Origin of the sequence: Amycolatopsis orientalis DSM 43388, assembly GCF_000411975.1 — a bacterium.
Taxonomy (GTDB): Bacteria; Actinomycetota; Actinomycetes; order Mycobacteriales; family Pseudonocardiaceae; genus Amycolatopsis; species Amycolatopsis orientalis_D.
The window spans coordinates 1-20369 of sequence record NZ_ASXG01000170.1; the positions used below are offsets into that span (position 1 = coordinate 1).

The following is a 20369-nucleotide window of genomic DNA, read 5'->3' on the forward strand; positions in this document are numbered from 1 at the left end:
CGCCAGCGTTCGTCCTGAGCCAGGATCAAACTCTCCAACAATGAACAGTTCGATCGAGACTACATCTCAATCATATTTTCTCAAAGGAAACCCCGACGAGGGGGTTTACCAAAATAAGCTCTACTGGCTTAGTTCACTAGCACACTGTTGAGTTCTCAAGCAACACACCCCGAACCAGCCCAGAATCAACCAGACCAAGCCCGATGCGTTATTTCAAGCTTTTGGTCGAGCATGCCGGTACCTACAAGGCTAGTCGTAGGGAGTCGGCGGCCGCTCGTGGGCCGACGCTGAACATTACCCGGTCCGTTTCGCGGTGTCAACCCGCTCGGCCCTGGCTCCTGGTCGGTGAGGCTTGCGGCCCCGCCGACCCGGTGTTCCTGGCGACGAAGAGAAGATTACATGCCTTCCAACCACCCGAAAACAGGGGGGTCACTTAACGGCATCGACGCTGGTCAGCGCGCTGACAGCGACCGGACTCGACCGGTTTGCGCACGCCGGACCGCGCCCGGCGAGGCCGTCGAAAGCCCCCAAGTGACCCAGGTCTCCCGCAGCCAGCGGCCCGCGCGCCGCCCGGGATCCGAGCATCCGATCCGATTCCGCTGGTCAGCGCGCTGCCCACCCGCTCGGCGCGGGCCAGCTCCGGTCGGTCCAGACGCACAAAGCCGCCGGTCAATGCGAGTGCACTGACCGGCGGCCGCCACAAACCTTCACCCGCTCCGGGCAACCCCGACCGGCTTACCCGGGCAGCTTCGGCAGGTACCGGGGCGGAACCCGGACCGGCGCGACCCGCGTGTAGTCCGCGGCCAGCGCGAGCATCTTCCCGTCCGTCCACTGCCCGCCCATGAACGAAATCCCGACCGGCAGCGGTCCGACGAAACCGGCCGGGACGGTGACGTCCGGGTAGCCCGCGACCGCGGCCGGGGTCGAGGACGGGATCACGTCGTTGTCGCCGACCTTGCAGTCCGTCTTCCAGGCCGGCGGGTTCGTCGGCGACGCGATGGCGTCCAGGTCGTACTTCGCGAGGGTCTCGTCCAGCGACCGGCGCGCGAGGTCGGTCAGCTCAGCCCGGTTCTTCAGGTAGGCCGGATCCTGCGGGCCGGGCGCGGCGAGCGCTTGCTCGAACAGCTCCTGACCAGCGAAGCAGGTGCGTTCCAGCGGATCAGCGCGGTTGTACGCGATCAGGTCCGCCAGATTCCGCGGGCCGGTCGGGCGCGTCGCGAGATACGCGTCGATGTCGCGATGGAACTCGGTCAGCAGCGCCGGGAACTCCAGTTCCGAAAGCCGGTCTTGGTACGGCAGGCTCACCTCGACGACCGTCGCCCCGGCGCGTTCCAGCGAAGCCTTCGCCTTGCTGACCACGGCGTCCGTGTCCGGGCCGAGCACCGGCAGCCGCCACAGGCCGATCCGGGCTCCGCGCAGGACGCCGGGGCGGAGGAGCTTCGCGTAGTCAGTCGGCTGGGTCGGCGGATAGCGCAGAGTGGCCGGGTCCGACGGGTCGCGGCCCTGCAGCACCGAGAGCGTCAGCGCGGTGTCGACGACATTGCGCGCGATGGGTCCCGCCGTGTCCTGTTCCGCGGAGATCGGCACGACGCCGGTGCGGCTGACGAGTCCGAGGCTCGGCTTGTGCCCGACGGTCGCGGTCATCCCGGCCGGGCACACGATCGACCCGTCGGTCTCGCTGCCGATCGCGACCTGCGCGAGCGACGCGGCGACACCGGCCGCGGAGCCGGCGGACGAACCGCACGGGTTGTGGTCAAGGACGTACGGGTTGTTGGTCTGCCCGCCGACGCCGGACCAGCCGGAAGTCGGCTTCGCGGCGCGGAAGTTGGCCCATTCCGACAGGTTCGCCTTGCCGAGGATCACCGCGCCCGCGTCACGTAGCCGGGTGATCAGCGTGGCGTCCTTGGCGGGACGGCTGCGCAGCGCGCGCGAACCGGCGGTGGTCTGCTGGTCGTGGGTGCCGACGTTGTCCTTGACCAGCACCGGGATCCCGTCGAGCGGACCGCGGGTGCGGCCGGTCCGGTGCCGGACGTCGCTGGCCGCGGCTTGCGCGAGCGCGCCCGGGTTGAGCGCGAGGACGGCGTTGACCTTCGGGTCCAATACCCGGATCCGGGCGAGATACGCGCTGGTCAGGCGGGTCGCGGTGAGCTGCCCGGACGCCATCCGGTGCTGCAGCGACGGGATGTCGGCGCGGTCGAGGTCGAAGTGCAGCCCGGCGGCGTCGATCTCGGGGTCAGCCGCCATCGCGACCGCCGGCGGCGCGCTGGCCAGGCCCGCCGCCGCGACCAGCGCAGCGAGTACGGCGGGCAGTCTTTTTCCCATGTTCCGATGCCTCCCCCACCTCGGAGCACGGCCCGGGGCCCGCGTCAGAGCATCGGCAACAGAGTCCGGAGCTCGTACGGGGTGACCGCGCTCCGGTAGTTGTCCCACTCCACTCGCTTGTTGCGCAAGAAGAAGTCGTAAACGTGCTCGCCGAGCGCTTCCGGCAGCAGCTCCGACTTCTCCATCTCGGCGAGCGCTTCGCCGAGGTTCTGGGGCAACTGCGAGTAACCGGCGGCGCGGCGTTCGGAGTCCGACAGCTGCCAGATGTTGTCCTCGGCCGGCGGCGGCAGCTCGTAACCCTTCTCGATGCCCTTCAGCCCCGCGGCCAGTATCACCGAGTAGGCCAGGTACGGGTTGCACGCCGAATCGAGCGTCCGGATCTCCACTCGCCGCGACGACGCCTTGCCGGGCGAGTACATCGGCACGCGCACGAGCGCCGAGCGGTTCGCCCTCCCCCACGACACCGTCGTGGGGGCCTCACTGCCGCTGATCAGCCGTTTGTAGGAATTGACCCACTGATTGGTGACGGCGGAGATTTCCTTGGCGTAGTGCAGGACACCCGCGACGAACGCCTTGCCGGTCTCGGAAAGCTCGTGCGGGTCCTCGGCGTCGTAGAACGCGTTGCGGTCGCCCTCGAACAGGCTCACGTGGGTGTGCATGCCCGAGCCGGGCTGGTCGGTGAACGGCTTCGGCATGAAGGTCGCGCGCACGCCCTGGGTCAGCGCGACCTCCTTGACGACGTAACGGAACGTCATCACGTTGTCGGCCATGGTCAGGGCGTCGGCGTAGCGAAGGTCGATTTCCTGCTGGCCCGGCGCGCCCTCGTGGTGGCTGAACTCGACCGAGATGCCCATTGCCTCGAGGGTCTCGATCGCGTGCCGGCGGAAGTGCGTCGCGGTGGCGTGGCTCGCCTGGTCGAAGTAGCCGCCGTTGTCGGCCGGTTCGGGCTCGCTGCCGTCGTCCGGGAGGTTGGCGAGCAGGAAGAACTCGATCTCCGGGTGCACGTAGCAGGTGAACCCGGCTTCGCTGGCTTTCGACAGCTGGCGGCGCAGCACGTGCCGCGGGTCGGCCCACGAGGGCGACCCGTCGGGCATCGCGATGTCGCAGAACATCCGCGCGGAGTACGGGCCGCCGTCCGGGGTCTCCCACGGCAGGACCTGGAACGTGGACGGGTCCGGCTTGGCGACCATGTCCGATTCGTAGACGCGCGCGAAGCCCTCGATGGCCGAGCCGTCGAACCCGATGCCCTCGCTGAACGCGCCCTCCAGTTCGGCCGGCGCGACCGCGACCGACTTCAGGAACCCCAGCACGTCGGTGAACCACAGGCGAACGAAACGGATGTCGCGCTCTTCCAAAGTGCGGAGCACGAATTCCTGCTGGCGATCCATGGCCGAACCCTAACCAGCACGTGTTAACGCCATGTTTCACGGGTCACCCATCTCGCGAACGGGTTCACGCCACCTGCGCGAGCTGCGGTTTCCTCGATCGGGTGATCGACAGCGACGCGACCGAGGCGACGACCGCGAGCCCGGCGGCGACGTACCAGGCGACCGCGTAATCGCCGAGCTGGTCGCGCACCGCGCCGGCGGCGGAAGCCGCGAACGCCGCGCCCAGCTGGTGGCAGGCGAAAACCCAGCCGAACACGATGGGACCGGCTTCGCCGAAGGAGCGGATGCAAAGCGCGACCGTCGGCGGAACGGTCGCCACCCAGTCGAGGCCGTAGAAGAGGATGAACGCCCACATGCTCGGCTGGACCGAATCCGTGAACAGCTGCGGCAACAGGGCGAGCGAAACTCCCCGCAGGGCGTAGTAGATGCCGAGCAGGATCCGCGGGTCGACACGGTCGGTGAGCCATCCCGACGCGATCGTTCCCACCACGTCGAAGATGCCGACGAGCGCGAGCAGGCTCGCCGCGGTCGTCTGCGGCATGCCGTGGTCGTGCGCGGCCGGGACGAAATGCGTGCTGACCAACCCGTTCGTGGTCGCCCCGCAGATGGCGAACCCGATCGCGAGCAGCCAGAACGTCCGGGTCCGCGCGGCCTGGAACAGCACGGTCAGTCCTCGGCGGACAGTGCCGGTCTTCGGAGCGGGACGCTCCACTTCGGTGCCTTCGGGCGCTCCGTACGCGACAGTGCCGATGTCAGCGGGGTGGTCGCGTACGGCCAACAGCACGACCGGGACCACCGCGAGAGCCGCGATGGCAATGACCATGGAAGCGGTCCGCCAGCCGTCACTCACCGCAAGCGATGCGATCAACGGCAGGAAGATGAGCTGCCCGGTCGCTCCGGCGGCGGTCAGCACGCCGGTCACGACGCCGCGGTGGCGGACGAACCAGCGCGTCGCGACCATCGCGGCGAAGCTCATCGCCATCGAGCCGGTACCGAGACCGACGAGCACACCCCAGCAGAGGATCAACTGCCAGCTGGAGCTCATGAAGACGGTGCCGCCCGCGCCGAGAGCGACGACGCACAGCGCGGTGGCCGCCACCCGGCGGATGCCGAACCGCTCCATCAGCGCGGCGGCGAAGGGTGCGAAGAGGCCGTACAGAACGAGGTTGACCGAGACGGCGGACCCGATCGTGGCGCGGGACCAGCCGAACTCTTCGTGCAGCGGATCGATCAGAACGCCCGGCGCGGCGCGGAAGCCGGCGGCGGCGAGAAGGGCAACGAACGCGGCCGCCGCGACGAACCAGGCGCGGTGCAGGCGGCGGGCAGGACGGGTCTCAACGGTCACAAGTGAGCAGTTTGGTGTGCCCGGGGTGTTGTCGACAGTGGCCGGAAGGACACCATCCGAAAGGATCGGGCCAACCGAGTAGGCTTCCGGCCATGCTCAGCCGACGTGTCCTGCCGGCGCTGCTGCTCCTCGGGCTGGTCGGCGGTTGCACCGCGGCACCTCCCTTGCCCGCGGCGGACGGGTTGCTCGCCGCCGCCAAGACGAACTTCGCCAAGGTCACGAGCCTGCATTTCTCAGTCGGCGTCAACGGCGTGCTGCCCGGCCTTCCGCTGACCAAGCTGGTCGGCAACGCGACGCTCAAGAACGGCGGACAGGCGAGCGGCAGCGCGGAATTCACCGATCGGTCGTTCTCGTTCACCGTCTCCGGGCACACCGCGACCACGAAGGACACGAAGGGTCGCGAAACGAACGGCCCGACGTCCTTCCCGGTCGACCGGTTCCTCGGCCCGAATGGCGGCCTGGTGCGCCTCCTCGACTCGCTTCAGCAGCCGAAAACCGAAATCCGCGAGACGATCCAGCACGTCGACGGCTACCGCGTCGGCGGAACCGTGCCCCAGGCGGTCGCGGCGAAGCTGGTGCCGCAGATCCATGCCGACGTGAACGTCAAGATCTGGGTGACGGTCGCGGAGCCGCGTCGCTTCGCGCGGATGTGGCTCCAAGTGCCGCCGGCGACAGAGCGCGACAGTCCGGTGATGTACGAGGTGCTTTTGACGGATCAGCAGCCGTGACGACCGCTGGTTGGTGGCTCGCCGAAGCGAGCCACCAATCTCAGTTGGCCTTGCAGCGAGTTCCGTCCGGAGGCGTCGTCCCGTCGATCAGATAAGCGGTGCCCGCCTTGTCGACGCATGCGTTGCCCTGCAGGAACACCGTGTGCTGAGTGCCCTCGAAGGTGAGCAGCGAGCCCTTCAGCGCCTTCGCGAGGTTCACGCCCGCCTGGTACGGCGTCGCGGGGTCGTTGGTCGTCGAGATCGTCAGCGTCTTCGGCAGGCCTTCGACGTTCGGCTCGTGCGGTTTCGACGTGTTCGGCACCGGCCAGAACGCGCACGCGTCGCGGGCCGAGCTGGGTTGGCGGCCGTCGTCGAGGAAGGGGGCCGCCTTTACGTATTTCTCCTGGCCTTCGAGGATCTGCTTCGGATCGGTGACTCGCGGGTCATCGACACAACGGATGGCGGTGAAGGCGTCCTGTGTCGTGCCGTAGCTGCCGTCGGGATTGCGCTCGTTGTAGATGTCGGCCAGCTTCTCGAGCGTGGCGCCGCGCTGGAGCTTCAGCTCGGCCAGCCCGGTGTTCAGGTACTCCCAGAGATTCTGCTGGTAGAGAGCCTGGATGGCACCGGTCGTGGCGTCCTCGTAGGACAGCTTGCGACCGTCGCCCACCGGAACCGGGAAGTCGATCAGCCGGCGCGTGAGGTCTTGGAACTGCTTCGTCGCGTCGGCCGGGTTGTTGCCGAGCGCGCAGTCCTGACGCGCCGCGCACCACTTCGCGAACTCGTTGAACGCGACGCCGAAGCCCTGCCCCTGTGCGACGAGCGAGTCTTCCGGGCTCTGTGTCGGGTCGACAGCGCCGTCGAGGACGAGCGCGCGCACGTTCTTCGGGAAGGTCTCCGCGTACGTGGAGCCGATGCGCGTGCCGTACGAGTAACCGAGGTAGGTGAGCTTCTCGTCGCCGAGGACGCTTCGCAGCACGTCCATGTCCTTAACGACGTCGCGCGTGCCGACGTGCGCGAGCATCTCGTCGCCGTACTTCGTCCGCTGTGCGCACTTCGCGGCGAAGTCCTTCTGCTCCGCTTCCTGCTTCGCGACGCCCGCGGGAGAACCGTCGGTCTCGCTGTCGTCGGCGCGCTCGGTGTCGCGTTCGGGGCCGGTCAGGCATTTGATCTGCGGTTCACTCGCCCCGATCCCCCGCGGGTCGAAGCCGACGAGGTCGAACCGCTCGCCGAGGTCGGATTTCGAGACCTGGTCGAGCAGGCTCGCCGCGGCGACCATGCCCGAAGCGCCCGGTCCGCCCGGGTTCACCACGAGCGAACCGATTTTCTTGCCCTGGTCGCTCGCGCGGTGCCGCAGCACGCCGATGGTGATCGTCTGCCCGTCCGGTTTGTCATAGTTCAACGGCACGGTGAGGCGTCCGCACTCGATTCCCTGCGTCTTGAAGGCCGACCGGGCGTCGTCCGAGGTCGCGTAGGGTGCACAGGCGGACCAGGTCATGCTCTGCCCGTAGAACCGCTCCAGTCCGGCGGGCACCGGGCCGACCGGCGCGTGCGATTCGACCGTCGGCGCGAGCGAGGCCTGACTGGGCTTGGACGTGCACGCCGCGAGCGTGGTCGCGAGCAGGCCGGCAACCGCTAACACGACTATCGGATGGACTTTCGGGCTGGCGCTGGGATGACGGGACACGGTTTGATCGTGCCATCCGGGCGCGGAACTCGAACGCACCGTCGGCGCGTTGGGCAGTGCGGGTGCGACCGGAGACACATCGACACGAGGAGACCAGGGGTGGCACTGATCAGCCGAGTGGGCAAGCGGCTCCGCCGGATCATCCAGCGGCCGGGCAGCGTCGAGCTGACCCGCTACGAAGCGCTGCTGCCCGCCGTCGAGAAGCTCGAACCGGAGCTGGAGAAGCTCGACGACGCCGAACTCACCGAGCGCGCGGGCAAGCTTCGGGACGCCATCGGCGGGGCCGCCTCGTTCACCGACAGCCAGCTGATCGAGATCTGCGCGCTCGGCCGCGAGGCCGCCCGGCGCAAGCTCGGCGAACGCGCCTTCGACGTGCAGCTGCTCGGCACCATGGGCTTGCTCACCGGCCACGTCGTGCAGATGGAGACCGGTGAGGGCAAGACGCTCGCCGGTGCGCTCGCCGCCGCCGGATACGCGCTGCGCGGCCGCCGCGTGCACGTGGTCACGGTCAACGACTACCTCGCCCGCCGCGACGCGGAGTGGATGGGCCCGGTGTACGACCTGCTCGGCGTCACCGTCGGCTGGGTCGAACCGGCGCATGCGAAGCAGGAGCGCAAGGAGGCCTACGGCAAGGACGTCACGTACGGCGCGGTCGCCGAAATCGGTTTCGACGTGCTGCGCGACCGCCTGGTCACCCGCCCCGACGACCTGGTGCAGAAAGCCCCCGAGGTGGCGATCGTCGACGAGGCCGACTCGGTGCTGGTCGACGAGGCGCGCGTGCCGCTGGTGATGGCCGGTTCGATTGACCACAACGACGCCGACGAGGAGGTCGCCAAGATCGTCCGGCGGCTGCGGCTCGGCCTGCACTACGAGACCGACTCCGAGGGCCGCAACGCGTGGCTGACCAGCGCCGGCGCGTCGGTCGTGGAGAAGTCGCTCGGCGGCGTCGACCTGTACGACGAGTCCGGTTCGGACCGGCTCGCCGCGGTGAACGTCGCCCTGCACGCGCACGCGTTGCTCACCCGCGACGTCGACTACCTGGTCCGCGACGGCAAGGTGCAGCTGATCAACGCCGCCCGCGGCCGCGTCGCCGAGCTGCAGCGCTGGCCGGACGGCCTGCAGGCCGCGGTCGAGGCGAAGGAGCAGGTCACGGCCACCGACCGGGGCGAGATCCTCGACTCGATCACCGTGCAGGCGTTGCTGGCCCGCTACCCCGAGGTCGCCGGCATGACCGGCACCGCCGTCGCGGTCGCCGAGCAGCTGCGCGAGTTCTACAAGCTCGAGGTCGCGGTCATCCCGCCGAACACCCCGAACATCCGAGAGGACCTGCCGGACCGCATCTTCGCCTCGCCGTCGCAGAAACTGCGCGCGATCGAGGAGGAGATCCGGACGGTGCACGAAACCGGGCGGCCGATCCTCGTCGGCACCCAGGACGTCGCGGAGTCCGAGGAACTGGCGGAGAAGCTGGCGAAGGTCGACCTGCCGTGCGTCGTGCTGAACGCGCGCAACGACGCCGAAGAGGCCGCGATCATCGCCGAGGCGGGCAAGAAGGGCGCGGTCACCGTGTCCACGCAGATGGCCGGTCGCGGTACTGACATCCGGCTCGGCGGCAGCGACGGCGCGACCCGCGAGGAGGTCGCCGAGCTGGGCGGTCTGCACGTGATCGGCACCGCGCGGTATCCCTCGAGCCGGCTCGACGGGCAGCTGCGCGGCCGGTCCGGACGACAGGGCGACCCGGGCAGCGCGATCTTCTTCGCGAGCCTCAACGACGACCTCGTGCTGTCGAACGCGCCGGACCTGCCGGACGGCATCGACGCCGACCCGGAGACCGGCGAGATCACCGACCCGGCCGCGCACCGGCAGCTCAACCACGCCCAGCGCGTCGCCGAGGGCGTCGACCTGGAGATCCACCGCAACACCTGGCGATACACCCGGCTGATCGAGCGGCAGCGCGCGGAGCTGCTGGAACACCGGGACAAGGTGCTGCACACCGGGCTCGCCGCCGAGGAGCTGGAGAAGGCGCAGCCGGAGAAGTTCGCCGAGCTGAAGGAAAAGCTGGACGACGACGAGCGGCTCGAGCAGGTGTGCCGCGAGGTCCGGCTGTTCCACCTCGACCAGCTGTGGTCGGACCACCTGGCGTATCTCACCGACGTGCGCGAGAGCATCCACCTGCGCGCGCTGGCCCGCGAAACGCCGCTGGACGAGTTCCACCGCGCGGCGATCCCGGAGTTCCACAAGATCATCGCCGAAGCGGCGTCCCGGGCGGCGAAGACGCTCGAGGAAGCCGAGATCACCGACAACGGTCTCGATCTCGAGGAAGTCGGCGTGCGGCGCGCGAACACGACGTGGACGTACCTGGTGCACGACAACCCGTTCGACTCGGACTTCGAGCAGACGGTGAAGAAGGTGCGCAGCATGATGCGGATGAAGAAGTCCTGATTCCTTCTTCCGGAGGGCCCCTCGCCGCGGGCGCGGGGCCCTTCGCCGTTCTCTGGCTCACCTCCGCGTAGTTTCTGTCGGTCCGGTGGGACAGAATGGCGGCATGCCGCAACTGCGCATCGCACTGGCCCAGGTCAACACCACCGTCGGCGACATCGACGGGAACACCGCGCTCACCGTCGAATGGACCCGCAAGGCCGCCGAGGCGGGCGCGCACGTCGTCGTGTTCCCGGAAATGTCCCAGACCGGTTACCCGGTCGAGGACCTCACGCTCCGGCGCACGTTCGCCGAGGCGTCCCGGCGCTCGGTGACCGAACTGGCGCGCCGGCTCGACGAGGCGGGCTGCGGCGAGATCCTCGCGTACGTCGGCTACCTCGACCACGACGAGGTCGGCCCGCGCGACGCGGCGGCGGCGCTGTACCGCGGCGAGGTCGTGGCCCGGCAGTTCAAGCACCACCTGCCGAACTACGGCGTGTTCGACGAGCACCGGTACTTCAAACCGGGCACCGAACTCGAGGTCCTGCGACTGCACGGCGTCGACATCGGCATGGTGATCTGCGAGGACATCTGGCAGGACGGCGGGCCGATCTCCGCGCTGGGCAAGGCCGGGGTCGACCTGGTGGTCGCGCCGAACGCGTCGCCGTACGAGCGGTCGAAGGACGAACAGCGCCTGCCGCTGATCGCGCGGCGCGCGGCCGAGGCGGGCGCGCCGCTCGTGTACACGAACCAGGTCGGCGGACAGGACGATCTCGTTTTCGACGGCGACTCGCTGGTGGTCGGCGCGGACGGGACGCTGCTCGCGCGGGCGCCGCAGTTCGTGGAGCACCTGCTGGTGCTGGACTTAGATCTGCCCGCGGCCAGTGCTTCCGCCACGGGCTCGTTCGACGGGCTGGAAGTGCACCGACGGGTGCTGGAGAACGAACCGCTGCCCGCCTACGAGCCGCTGTCGGCCCCGACGATCAGCGAACCGTTGTCGGACGAGGCCGAGGTGTGGTCGGCGCTGGTCGTCGGGCTGCGCGACTACGTGCACAAGAACGGCTTCTCGACCGTTACGTTCGGCTTCTCCGGCGGAATCGACTCGGCGGTGTGCGCGGCGCTGGCGGCGGACGCGCTCGGCGGGGACAACGTGTACGGCGTTTCGATGCCGTCGAAGTACTCGTCCTCGCACTCGCGGGACGACGCTTCGGATCTGGCGGAGCGGATCGGGGCGCACTACCGGGTCGAGCCGATCGGCGACATGGTCGACGTGTACGTCAACCAGCTGCAGCTGACCGGGCTCGCGGAGGAGAACATCCAGGCGCGGGTGCGCGGGATGCTGCTGATGGCTCTGTCCAATCTGGACGGACACCTGGTGCTGGCGACCGGCAACAAGACCGAACTGGCCGTCGGCTACTCGACCATTTACGGCGACGCGGTCGGGGCGTTCGCGCCGATCAAGGACTTGTTCAAGACGCACGTGTGGCAGCTGGCGCGGTGGCGGAACGAGGAAGCGGTCAAGCGCGGGGAAACGCCGCCGATCCCGGAAAACTCGATCACGAAGCCGCCGTCGGCGGAGCTGCGTCCGGACCAGAAGGACTCGGATTCGCTGCCGGACTACGCACTGCTGGACGACGTCCTGGACGACTATGTGGAGAACGACCGCGGGTACGCGGATCTGATCGAGGCCGGGTTCGATCCGGAGACCATCGACCGGGTGGTGCGGATGGTCGACCGGGCGGAGTACAAGCGGCGGCAGTACCCGCCGGGCACGAAGATCACGTTCAAGGCATTCGGGCGCGACCGGCGGCTTCCGATGACCAATGGGTGGCGGGAGCGGAAGTCCTGATCGGGGTTTCTGGCCCGGGTTAGTGGCCGGATGTGGTGGGCGGACTGTCTGGTGGACTGCTGGGGTTGGCGTGGTGTGCCGCGTCGCGCGGGCGGTTGCTGGCTGGGATTCGGCGGGGTGGTTTGGTTTGGCCGGGTGGCTTGTTCTAGCTGATTGGGACTTCGGTGGGCTGCCCGGCCAGGTGGACTCGCGTAGATGGCTGAGACTTCGGCGGGGTTAACTGGCGCGGCCGGGTGGGTTCTCTAGCTGATTGGGATTTCCGCGGAGCAGCCCGGCCGGGCGGATTCGCGTTGCCGACCGGGACTTCGTTGAGGTTGCCTGGGTTGGCCCGGTGGGTTCGCTAACTGATTGAGAGTTCTGCGGAGCTGCCCGGCCAGGTGAACTCGCATTGCCGACCGGGACTTCGGCGAGGTCGCCTGGCTCGGCCGGGCGGGTTCTCCCAGCCGAGCAGGTTTTCGCCTCGCCAGGGCTCATTTCGGCTCGACGGCAGAGATTCCGCGTGTCGTCAGCTCCGCGAGGACACAATCGGTTGGGCCGCCGAGACACTAGGTCTTCGCCGAGAAGCCCTGGTCGCTGCCGTTAACCCGGTCTCTGATCGACTCGCCACGGGTGCAGGGTCGTGTCGTTTTCTCGCCAGTTTCTGTCGGTGCCGGGTCGTACGCTGGCCGGTATGACGGTTGGGTACACGGTGTTCGACACCCCGATCGGGCCGTGCGGCCTCGCGTGGCGGGACGGTGCGGTGATCGGAACCGCGCTGCCGGGGAGCACGGCGGAGCGGACGCGCGCGCATCTCGCGAAGCGTTTCCCGGACGCGGTGGAAGCGCCAGTGCCGGAGGAGCTTCGCTCGGTGGTGGACGATGTCGTCGCCCTGCTGTCGGGAGAGGCTCGCGATTTGCGTGGGGTGCCGTTGGATTACCGGGAGGTGCCGGAGTTCAACCGGCGGGCGTACGACGTCGCGCGGGCGATACCGCCGGGGAAGGTGCTGACGTACGGCGATATCGCTCATCAGCTAGGTGCGCCGGGCTCCGCGCAGGCGGTCGGGCAGGCGATGGGGAACAATCCGTTTCCGATTATCGTGCCGTGCCACCGGGTTTTGGGCGCGGGCAAGAACACCGGCGGCTTTTCGGCACCGGGTGGGGTGGAGACCAAACGGCGGATGCTGGTGATCGAAGGGGCTTTTCCGGAGGAACCGACACTGTTCTGACGCGCCCGCTCCGCCCCGCGCTCTCACGGGTTGCCTGGAGCGTTGGCGCGCTCGACTGGCGTCCAGCCGCACCCCCAGTGCCGCTGGACGTCGACCGAGCGCACCACCTTGCCGAGTACCGGACGCGGGCAGCCGGACCTGCCCAGTCGGTGCCTCGCTGATCGAGCAGCGCCGCGGCGGTCAGGAAGCCGATGACCGTCCGCGATAAGGCGACCCGCCCGGCTCGCTCAGCCCTCTCGGCGAGCCGAACGATCCGGGTGCCAGCCACGCTCGTCGCCAATCAGGCCAGCGATCCGGCTTCCGCCGACCGACCCCGGCAAGTGAACCTGGATGGCTGAGCCAGGCCGCGCGAACCCGACCGGTTGACCACGCTCGTCAGCCAGCGCAGCGACGCAGCCGCCGCGAGAGACCCGACCACGACGCCCCAGCCGCAAGATCAGCCAAGCCTGAAGCCCATAAGCCAGCCTGGCCCAGCGAGGCAGGCTGCGCGAACCAACTTTCTGACCGCGCTCGTCAACCAATGCAACGACCCAGCCGCCAAAAGCCACCACGCAAGCCCCTGCCTCGACCTCCCCGCCGCGAGATCAGCCAAGCCCGATCCCCGTAAGCCAGGCTCGACGCCCGAGCTGGGCCCCGCGAACCAGGCTCATCAGCGACCCGGCTGCCAGCAGCCGTACCCAAGAACATGATCTCGACGGCTCAACCGCGGCTCAGTGAAGCGCAACGCTCATTCCGCCGGTTTCCACGGCTTCAGCCAGTCCGTCTCCGGCCAGCCTTCCGCTGCCGCTTGCAGGGGCATCGCGGTGGCGCCGTCCAGGGACTCGCGGACGATGTCGGCGTGGCCGGCGTGCCGGGCGGTTTCCTCGATCAGGTGCAGCAGCACCCAGCGGACCGACCAGGCGGACTCGTCGTCCGGGAACCAGGGGACGTCCTTCGGGATCGGGACTTCCTGGTTCAGGTCGGCGATCCCGGCGATGACCTCTTCGGTGCGAGCGGCGACCCGGTCGTAGGCGGCGATCACCGATTCCAGCGTTTCGTCCGGGCCGAGGCGGTAGTTCTCCTGGTAGTCCGCCATGCTTTCGGCGAAGGGCTTCGGCTTGATTTTCAGTACCAGGTCGATCCAGCCGCTTTCGGTGGATGACACGTGTTTCAGCAGCCCGCCGACGCTCAGGGCGCTCGCGCTGGGCACGGCGCGCGCCTGGTCGTCGGTCAGGCCGTACGCGGCGACCTTCATCGCCTGCCGCTGTTGTGCTAGGAAACCGAGCAAACCGCCGCGCTCGTCGGGGGTCGGGGAGACTTTGCCTGCCATGGTGGCCTCACTTCCGGTGTCTGTTGCTCCGCAGCATCGCACCCGCCACCGACATTTTTCGGCCGCTGACCGGAACCGGGGTCTGCAGGACGTACGCGCCGCCGATCACGACCTGCGCCGCGTGCACCACCAGCTGCACCCTCGTGAACACGCCTTCCAGGTGTCCGGAAATCGTCGAGACCACCACCAGCGCCCAGGCGACCAGCACCGCTGCCAAACAACCCACCGCGCAGGCCCGCCAGCCGGGCGGCCACCAGAAGACCAGGCTCAGCGCCCCGACGGCCACCGCCGCGCTCAGGAGGTTCGGGGTCACCACCGTCTCCGGGACCCCGGCGTACACCATCAGTACGATCCCGAACGCGGACACCGAAACCGACGTCAGCCGCCCGCTCCAGCGCGCGGGCGCGAGGCGCATGAGGGCGGGTCCGGTGAGAAGGAAGGCCAGGCCGCCGATCGCCGTCGCGACCGGGAAGACCGGCTGCGCGTAGAACAAATCCCAGACCGGCTGCTCGGTCGGCGACACCCCGGTCTGCACGAAGAACTCCAGCAGCCACGCGGAATACCCCGCCAAACCCAGTCCGAGCAGGACTATCAAAGCCACCCGCGCAGCATGCACTTGCCCACCCTAAGCGAATCTCTGCGACGAAGTGCCGGATGGTGTCACAGCCGTGACTTACCGGAGGTTCCGGACACCATCCGCTACCACGAACTCACGCACCGAATTCCTGGTGGAGGCTACCGGATCATGGTTGGCAGACCGCCAATACCTGTGTCGACGGCGGGCCATTCGGGGTCGGGCGGGCGTGCGGGGCGGGAGGTCGGACGGGGCCGGATTTCGGAAACGGCGGACACCGATGACGGCTGACGCGGCCGCTGCGGGGTGCGCCGGGAGTGGCTTGCGAAGAGATGGCCCGAGAAACCAGCCAGCCTGCCCTGGCGAGACGCCAGACGAGCGCCTGCCTCGAGCACCGCTAACCACCAGAAACGACCACCGGACACGCCCCGAACCGCCGCAAAGACAGAGCCCGAGAAACCGAGTCGGCCTGGTCCGGCGAGACGCCAGACGAACACCCGGCTCCAGCAACGCTAACCACCAGAAACGACCGCCACCGGACGCGCCCGACGGCCCACAAAGAGAGAGTCCGAGAAACCGAGTCAGCCCGGGTGGCGGGACTCCGAATGGACACCCGGCTCCAGTACCACCGCCAGCAACGAGCGCCACCAGACGCGCCCCGACGGCTTGCAAAGGCAGAGTCCGAGAAACCGAGTCAGCCTGGCGCGGCGAAACGCCAAACGAGCACCCGGCTCCCGCACCACTGACCGCCAGAAACGACCACCACCCGATACACCCCAAACGGCCCGCAACAGAGCGCCCAAGAAACCAAGCCCGCCCAGCACGGCGAACCGTCAGACGGATACTCGGCGCTCCAGCACGTCGGCCACCAGAAACCACCGGACACGCCCACGCGGCCCGCAAAGAGACGGCCGAGCCGACGCGGCGGCCACGGCTGCTCGTCTGCGGTTACCCGACCTCAAAGCCGCAGCATTCCGGCGGCCTTCACGCGCCACCGAGAGCAAGCTGGCTCCGTCGGGATCCGGCAAGGACGGGAAGAGAAGGGCAGCCTCACCCGCAAAGACGCACCACGCCGCGAAAACCCTTCGTCACGCCTGCGGACGGACGAACGGGAACAGCACCGTCTGCCGGATGGAGGTTCCGCTCAGCATCATCAGCAGGCGGTCCACTCCGAGGCCCAGCCCGCCGGTCGGGGGCATGCCGTGTTCCAGTGCCAGCAGGAAGTCCTCGTCCAGTTCCATCGCCTCGACGTCCCCGCTCGCGGCGCGCAGCGACTGTGCCTCCAAGCGGCGGCGCTGTTCGAGCGGGTCGGTCAGTTCCGTGTACGCGGTCCCTACTTCCGAGCCGAACGCGATCAGGTCCCAGCGTTCGGCCAGGAGCGGGTCGGTGCGGTGCTGGCGGGTCAGCGGGGAGACTTCGGTCGGGTAGTCCGTGTAGAACGTCGGCAGGACCGTCGACCCCTCGACCAAGTGCTCGTGCGCTTTCAGGACCAAGTCGCCCGCGCTGGCTTCTTCCGGGGCCGGGACTCCGGCGGCGGCGCACAGTTTTCGCAGCGTGGCGATCGGGGTGTGCGAGTCGATCTCCTCGCCCAGGGCGGCCGACACGGCTTTGTGCACCGGAATCACCGGCCAGTCGCCGGAGATGTCGTGTTCGACGATGCGGCCGTCGGAGTCGGGGCGTCGCACCACCTGTGCGCCGTACGCGGCTTCGGCGGCGTACTGGATCAGGTCGCGCATCAGGTCGCGCATGGCGTTGTAGTCCGCGTACGCCTGGTACGCCTCCAGCATGGTGAATTCCGGGTTGTGGGTGGCGTCCACGCCCTCGTTGCGGAAGTTCCGGTTCAGCTCGAAAACCCGCTCGACACCGGCCACGCACAGCCGTTTCAGGTACAGCTCCGGAGCGATGCGCAGGTACATCCGCATGTCGTACGCGTTGATGTGCGTAACGAACGGACGTGCGTTGGCGCCGCCGTGAATGGTTTGCAGCATGGGGGTTTCGACCTCGAGGAAGTCGTCCCGGTGCAGGCGTTCGCGGACGGCTCGGACGACCGTCGAGCGCAGGCGGAGCATGTTCGCGGAGTCCGGGTTGACCGCCAGGTCCAGGTAACGCTGGCGGACGCGCGTCTCCGGGTCGGTGAGGCCCTTTCGCTTGTCCGGCAACGGATGCAGGCACTTCGCGGTGACCGTCCACTCGTCCACCAGCACCGACAGCTCGCCGCGGCGGGACGTGATGACCTCGCCGCTCACGCCGACGTGGTCGCCCAGGTCGACGCCGGTGCGCCAGCCGGTCAGGTCGAGGACCTTCGCGTCGAGCATCAGCTGCAGTTCGCCGGAGAAGTCCTTGATGCGCGCGAAACACAGCCCGCCGAGATTGCGCAGGGCGAGCACCCGTCCGGCGACCCGGACGCGTTTTCCGGTGTGGGAGTCCGGTTCCAGTCCGGAATACGCGTGCACGATGTCGCCGAGGCGGTCTTCGCGGGAGAAGCCGACCGGGTACGGGTCCACCCCGAGTTCCCGCAGTTTGTCCACTTTGGCCACTCGCACGCGGACCTGTTCCGGACGGCGCTTGGCACGAGGCACGACCTGCGCCGCTTCCTCGTCGATCCGGCGGACCTGCGCGACGAAGTCCTCCCCCACGTTCTCCAGACGCAGCGACCGCGCGCGCCCGGTGGGCACGAAGCCCTCCAGCGCGCCCGCGACGATGCCGACTCGCGGGAGCCGTCGCGCGGAGGAGTAGCAGAGGAACCGCGGTTCCCAGTACGGGCCGTACTTGGCGTTCGACCGGTACAGCGATTCCAGCTGGAAGAACCGCGAAGCGACGCCGAGCACCGACCGCCACGCACGCAGTACCGGACCGGCGCCGATGCGCTCGCCTTCGGAGAACACCGCGCGGAACATCGCGAAGTTGAGCGAAATCCGCTGCGCGCCGATGTGCTGGGCGGCCGCGACGACTTCGGCGACCATGAACTCGTTCAGCCCGTTTTCCGCGTCTCGGTCCCGGCGCATCAAGTCGAGCGAAAGGCCCCGGCGGCCCCACGGCACGAACGACAGCAGGCCCCGGAGTTCGCCGCGCGCGTCGTACGCCTCGACCATCACACTGCGGCCGTCGCTCGGGTCGCCGAGCCGGCCGAGCGCCATCGAGAAACCACGTTCGGTCTCGTCGACGCGCCACTGCTGCGCGCGGGCGAGCAGCTGCGCCATCTCGTCTTCGGGGATTTCGCTGTGCCGCCGGACCTGCGCGGTGTACCCGGCGCGCTGGATCCGTTTCACTGCCTGCCGCACGGATTTCCGCTCGGGGCCGGTCAACGAGAACTCGCGGACGTCGAGAACCGCTTCGTCGCCGATCTGCAGCGCGCGCAGCCCAGCCGCGGCGTACACCTTCGCGCCCTTCTCGCTCGCGCCGAGCACGCCTGGCGTCCAGCCGTACGTACGCGCTTCGTGGAGCCACGCCTGCACCGCGTCCGGCCACGCGTCGGGGTCACCGATCGGGTCCGCGCTCGCCACTGTGGTCCCGGCGAGCACGCGGTACGTCACCGCGGCGCGGCCGTTGGGCGCGAACATGACGCTCTTGTCGCGACGCGTGGCGAAGTAGCCGAGTGAATCGTCTTCGCCGTACTCGGCGAGCAGACGACGCAAGTGCAGTTCTTCGTCGTCTGTCCGAATGCGACGGCTGCGTACGCCGCGGAAGAGCGTGTACAGCGCGGCAGTGGACACGAAGGTCGCGCCGAGGTCGAGAATCACATCGATCCACGCCGGGCCTTCGCCGACGCCGATCCGGCGCAGTTGCAGGTTCTCGCCGGTGGCGTGGTTGACCACCCAGGCGAACCGCTCCCACGTGTCGCCGAGGCTGCCCGGGAAGACCTCGGTGAGCGCCCAGCCGCACACGATCACCCCGAGGAACCCGACGAACAGCACGGTGAGCCCGTTCCACCAGGCGCCGGGGGCGAGCCGCGCGGGGAACGCGGGCCGCAGCGACAGCAGGAACACGATCAGCAGGATCGAGATCACGTCGGCGATGGCGAGCGCGCCCACCTGCGTCGGGATGTGCCGCATCTGCCGGGCGTTGAGAGTCAGCAGGTCGGGAGCCCACAACAGCAGTGCCTGCAGGACCAGCGTGGTCACCAGCCCGGCGACCTGGAACAGCACGAGCACGTACAGCGCGGCCTTCTTGCGCCTGCGCAGCGCCGCGCCGAGCACCACGAGCAGCAGGATGATCACGAGGCTCGAACTGGTCGGCACGCTCACCACGCCGAACGCCATGTCGATGCCGTTCAGCAGGTGCCCGCGACGCCCTCCGGCGAGCAGCAGCACGATCGAGAAAATCGCCGCCAGCTGCACGACAGTGGCCACGAGACCGCCGGCGCGAGCCTTCCAGCCGAGGCTGCGCGGGCGGGCGCTCACTGGGGTTTCCATTGGTCCCTTCCTTGCGGCGCGTCCGCTCGGTCGAGGGAGGCGCCGGACTTTCTCACCACCGGGCGCATATCGGTCCGGTGCCTATCAAGACGTCACAGGGGGCGAAACGGTTGTCGCTACCCAGGCGTGTGAAGCTGGTCGCACGACCTTGGGGCCCTCCCGCGAGCGTGTCACGCTGTGTCCAGTACTGACTCCACGACCCGGGGACCTCCGCGAGGCCTCGAGGGAAGGACGGTCGACGACGATGTCTGCCCAGTCTGCCCAGCCCGAGGGCGCCGCCGGCGAGGTGGCCGCCCCGTACGGCACCGGCCCCGCGAACAGCGCCGGCCCGAGCAAGCCGCGAAAAGTCCGGATTCACCATCTGCGCGAGCTGAAGGACCGCGGCGAACCGTGGCCGATGCTCACCGCTTACGACATGTATACCGCCGAGCTTTTCGACGAAGCAGGCATCCCCGTGCTGCTGGTCGGCGACTCCGCGGCGAACAACGTGTTCGGTTACGACACGTCGCTGCCGGTCACGGTCGACGAGCTGCTCCCGCTGGTCCGCTCGGTCACCCGGGCGGCGAAGCGGGCGCTCGTGGTGGCCGATCTGCCGTTCGGCTCGTACCAGCTGTCCCCGGAGCAGGCGCTGGCCACGTCCGTCCGGTTCATGAAGGAGGGCCGCGCGCACGCGGTCAAGCTCGAGGGCGGACGCCGGTTCGCGGCGCACGTCGAAGCGCTCACCTCGGCCGGAATCCCGGTCATGGGCCACATCGGGTTCACCCCGCAGAGCGAGCACAACCTCGGCGGCTACCGGGTGCAGGGGCGCGGCGAAGCGGCGGAAAAGCTGCTCGCCGACGCGCTGGCCCTGCAGGAAGCCGGCGCGTTCGCGGTCGTGATGGAGATGGTCCCCGCCGAGGCGGCCAAGCGCGTCACGCACGAGCTGAAGATCCCGACGGTCGGCATCGGCGCCGGCCCGGACTGTGACGCCCAGGTGCTGGTCTGGCAGGACATGGCCGGGCTGCGCCGGGGCAAGGCGCCGCGGTTCGTGAAGCGGTACGCCGACGTCGCGGGGGTGCTGCAGAGCGCCGCGACGGCGTTCGCCGAGGACGTGCGGCGCGGTGAGTTCCCGGCCCCGGAGCACGCGTTCCACTGAGCTGCCTCGTGAGTGCCGGTGCGAG

General features: G+C 68.9%; 12 protein-coding genes. 5 read left to right on the forward strand and 7 right to left on the reverse strand.

Going from position 1 to position 20369, the window contains the following annotated elements; translation table 11 throughout:
• Positions 1-735 precede the first annotated feature (735 nt).
• From L942_RS35415 to L942_RS35425, 3 genes are all read right to left on the reverse strand, one after another.
• Positions 736-2322, reverse strand: a complete 1587-nt coding sequence (locus L942_RS35415; RefSeq protein WP_037368719.1) for an amidase — start codon at positions 2320-2322, stop codon at positions 736-738.
• 44 nt (positions 2323-2366) lie between these two features.
• Positions 2367-3710: a type I glutamate--ammonia ligase gene (gene glnA, locus L942_RS35420; RefSeq protein ID WP_037368721.1), complete on the reverse strand. Its 1344-nt coding sequence runs from the start codon at positions 3708-3710 to the stop codon at positions 2367-2369.
• Positions 3711-3774: 64 nt separating this feature from the next.
• On the reverse strand, positions 3775-5055 hold the full coding sequence (locus L942_RS35425) for an MFS transporter (protein ID WP_037368723.1): 1281 nt from the start codon (positions 5053-5055) through the stop codon (positions 3775-3777).
• 92 nt (positions 5056-5147) lie between these two features.
• On the opposite strand from L942_RS35425, the gene L942_RS35430 reads away from it, so the two are divergent.
• Complete coding sequence (locus L942_RS35430) at positions 5148-5783, forward strand: LppX_LprAFG lipoprotein (RefSeq protein WP_037368725.1); 636 nt, start codon at positions 5148-5150, stop codon at positions 5781-5783.
• A gap of 40 nt (positions 5784-5823) precedes the next feature.
• On the opposite strand, the gene L942_RS35435 is transcribed toward L942_RS35430, so the two are convergent.
• The gene (locus tag L942_RS35435; RefSeq protein ID WP_051166480.1) at positions 5824-7401 is read right to left on the reverse strand and encodes an alpha/beta hydrolase; all 1578 of its coding nucleotides are present in this window, start codon (positions 7399-7401) and stop codon (positions 5824-5826) included.
• A gap of 144 nt (positions 7402-7545) precedes the next feature.
• Here L942_RS35435 and secA2 point away from each other — a divergent pair, with 144 nt between their 5' ends.
• From secA2 to L942_RS45730, 3 genes are all read left to right on the forward strand, one after another.
• On the forward strand, positions 7546-9885 hold the full coding sequence (gene secA2, locus L942_RS35440; RefSeq protein ID WP_037368727.1) for an accessory Sec system translocase SecA2: 2340 nt from the start codon (positions 7546-7548) through the stop codon (positions 9883-9885).
• A gap of 103 nt (positions 9886-9988) precedes the next feature.
• Positions 9989-11710, forward strand: coding sequence for an NAD+ synthase (locus tag L942_RS35445; protein ID WP_037368729.1), 1722 nt, complete (start codon positions 9989-9991; stop codon positions 11708-11710).
• Between the two features lie 670 nt (positions 11711-12380).
• The gene (locus L942_RS45730; protein WP_037368731.1) at positions 12381-12914 is read left to right on the forward strand and encodes a methylated-DNA--[protein]-cysteine S-methyltransferase; all 534 of its coding nucleotides are present in this window, start codon (positions 12381-12383) and stop codon (positions 12912-12914) included.
• Between the two features lie 727 nt (positions 12915-13641).
• On the opposite strand, the gene L942_RS35455 is transcribed toward L942_RS45730, so the two are convergent.
• The 3 genes from L942_RS35455 to lysX form a co-directional block, all read right to left on the reverse strand.
• Positions 13642-14223, reverse strand: a complete 582-nt coding sequence (locus L942_RS35455; RefSeq protein WP_037368733.1) for a DinB family protein — start codon at positions 14221-14223, stop codon at positions 13642-13644.
• Between the two features lie 7 nt (positions 14224-14230).
• Positions 14231-14824, reverse strand: coding sequence for a hypothetical protein (locus tag L942_RS35460; protein WP_037368735.1), 594 nt, complete (start codon positions 14822-14824; stop codon positions 14231-14233).
• A gap of 1061 nt (positions 14825-15885) precedes the next feature.
• A complete protein-coding gene (gene lysX / locus L942_RS35465; RefSeq protein WP_037368737.1) occupies positions 15886-19209 on the reverse strand; it encodes a bifunctional lysylphosphatidylglycerol synthetase/lysine--tRNA ligase LysX in 3324 nt (1107 codons plus the stop codon).
• Between the two features lie 244 nt (positions 19210-19453).
• Here lysX and panB point away from each other — a divergent pair, with 244 nt between their 5' ends.
• The gene (gene panB, locus L942_RS35470; RefSeq protein ID WP_037368739.1) at positions 19454-20344 is read left to right on the forward strand and encodes a 3-methyl-2-oxobutanoate hydroxymethyltransferase; all 891 of its coding nucleotides are present in this window, start codon (positions 19454-19456) and stop codon (positions 20342-20344) included.
• Positions 20345-20369: the final 25 nt, after the last annotated feature.

Coding starts and splice junctions, on each gene's coding strand:
- panB (WP_037368739.1), top strand. CDS start 19,454: ATGTCTGCCCAGTCTGCCCAGCCCGAGGGCGCCGCCGGCGAGGTGGCC.
- L942_RS35415 (WP_037368719.1), bottom strand. CDS start 2,322: ATGGGAAAAAGACTGCCCGCCGTACTCGCTGCGCTGGTCGCGGCGGCG.
- L942_RS35445 (WP_037368729.1), top strand. CDS start 9,989: ATGCCGCAACTGCGCATCGCACTGGCCCAGGTCAACACCACCGTCGGC.
- L942_RS35430 (WP_037368725.1), top strand. CDS start 5,148: ATGCTCAGCCGACGTGTCCTGCCGGCGCTGCTGCTCCTCGGGCTGGTC.
- L942_RS45730 (WP_037368731.1), top strand. CDS start 12,381: ATGACGGTTGGGTACACGGTGTTCGACACCCCGATCGGGCCGTGCGGC.
- lysX (WP_037368737.1), bottom strand. CDS start 19,209: ATGGAAACCCCAGTGAGCGCCCGCCCGCGCAGCCTCGGCTGGAAGGCT.
- L942_RS35455 (WP_037368733.1), bottom strand. CDS start 14,223: ATGGCAGGCAAAGTCTCCCCGACCCCCGACGAGCGCGGCGGTTTGCTC.
- glnA (WP_037368721.1), bottom strand. CDS start 3,710: ATGGATCGCCAGCAGGAATTCGTGCTCCGCACTTTGGAAGAGCGCGAC.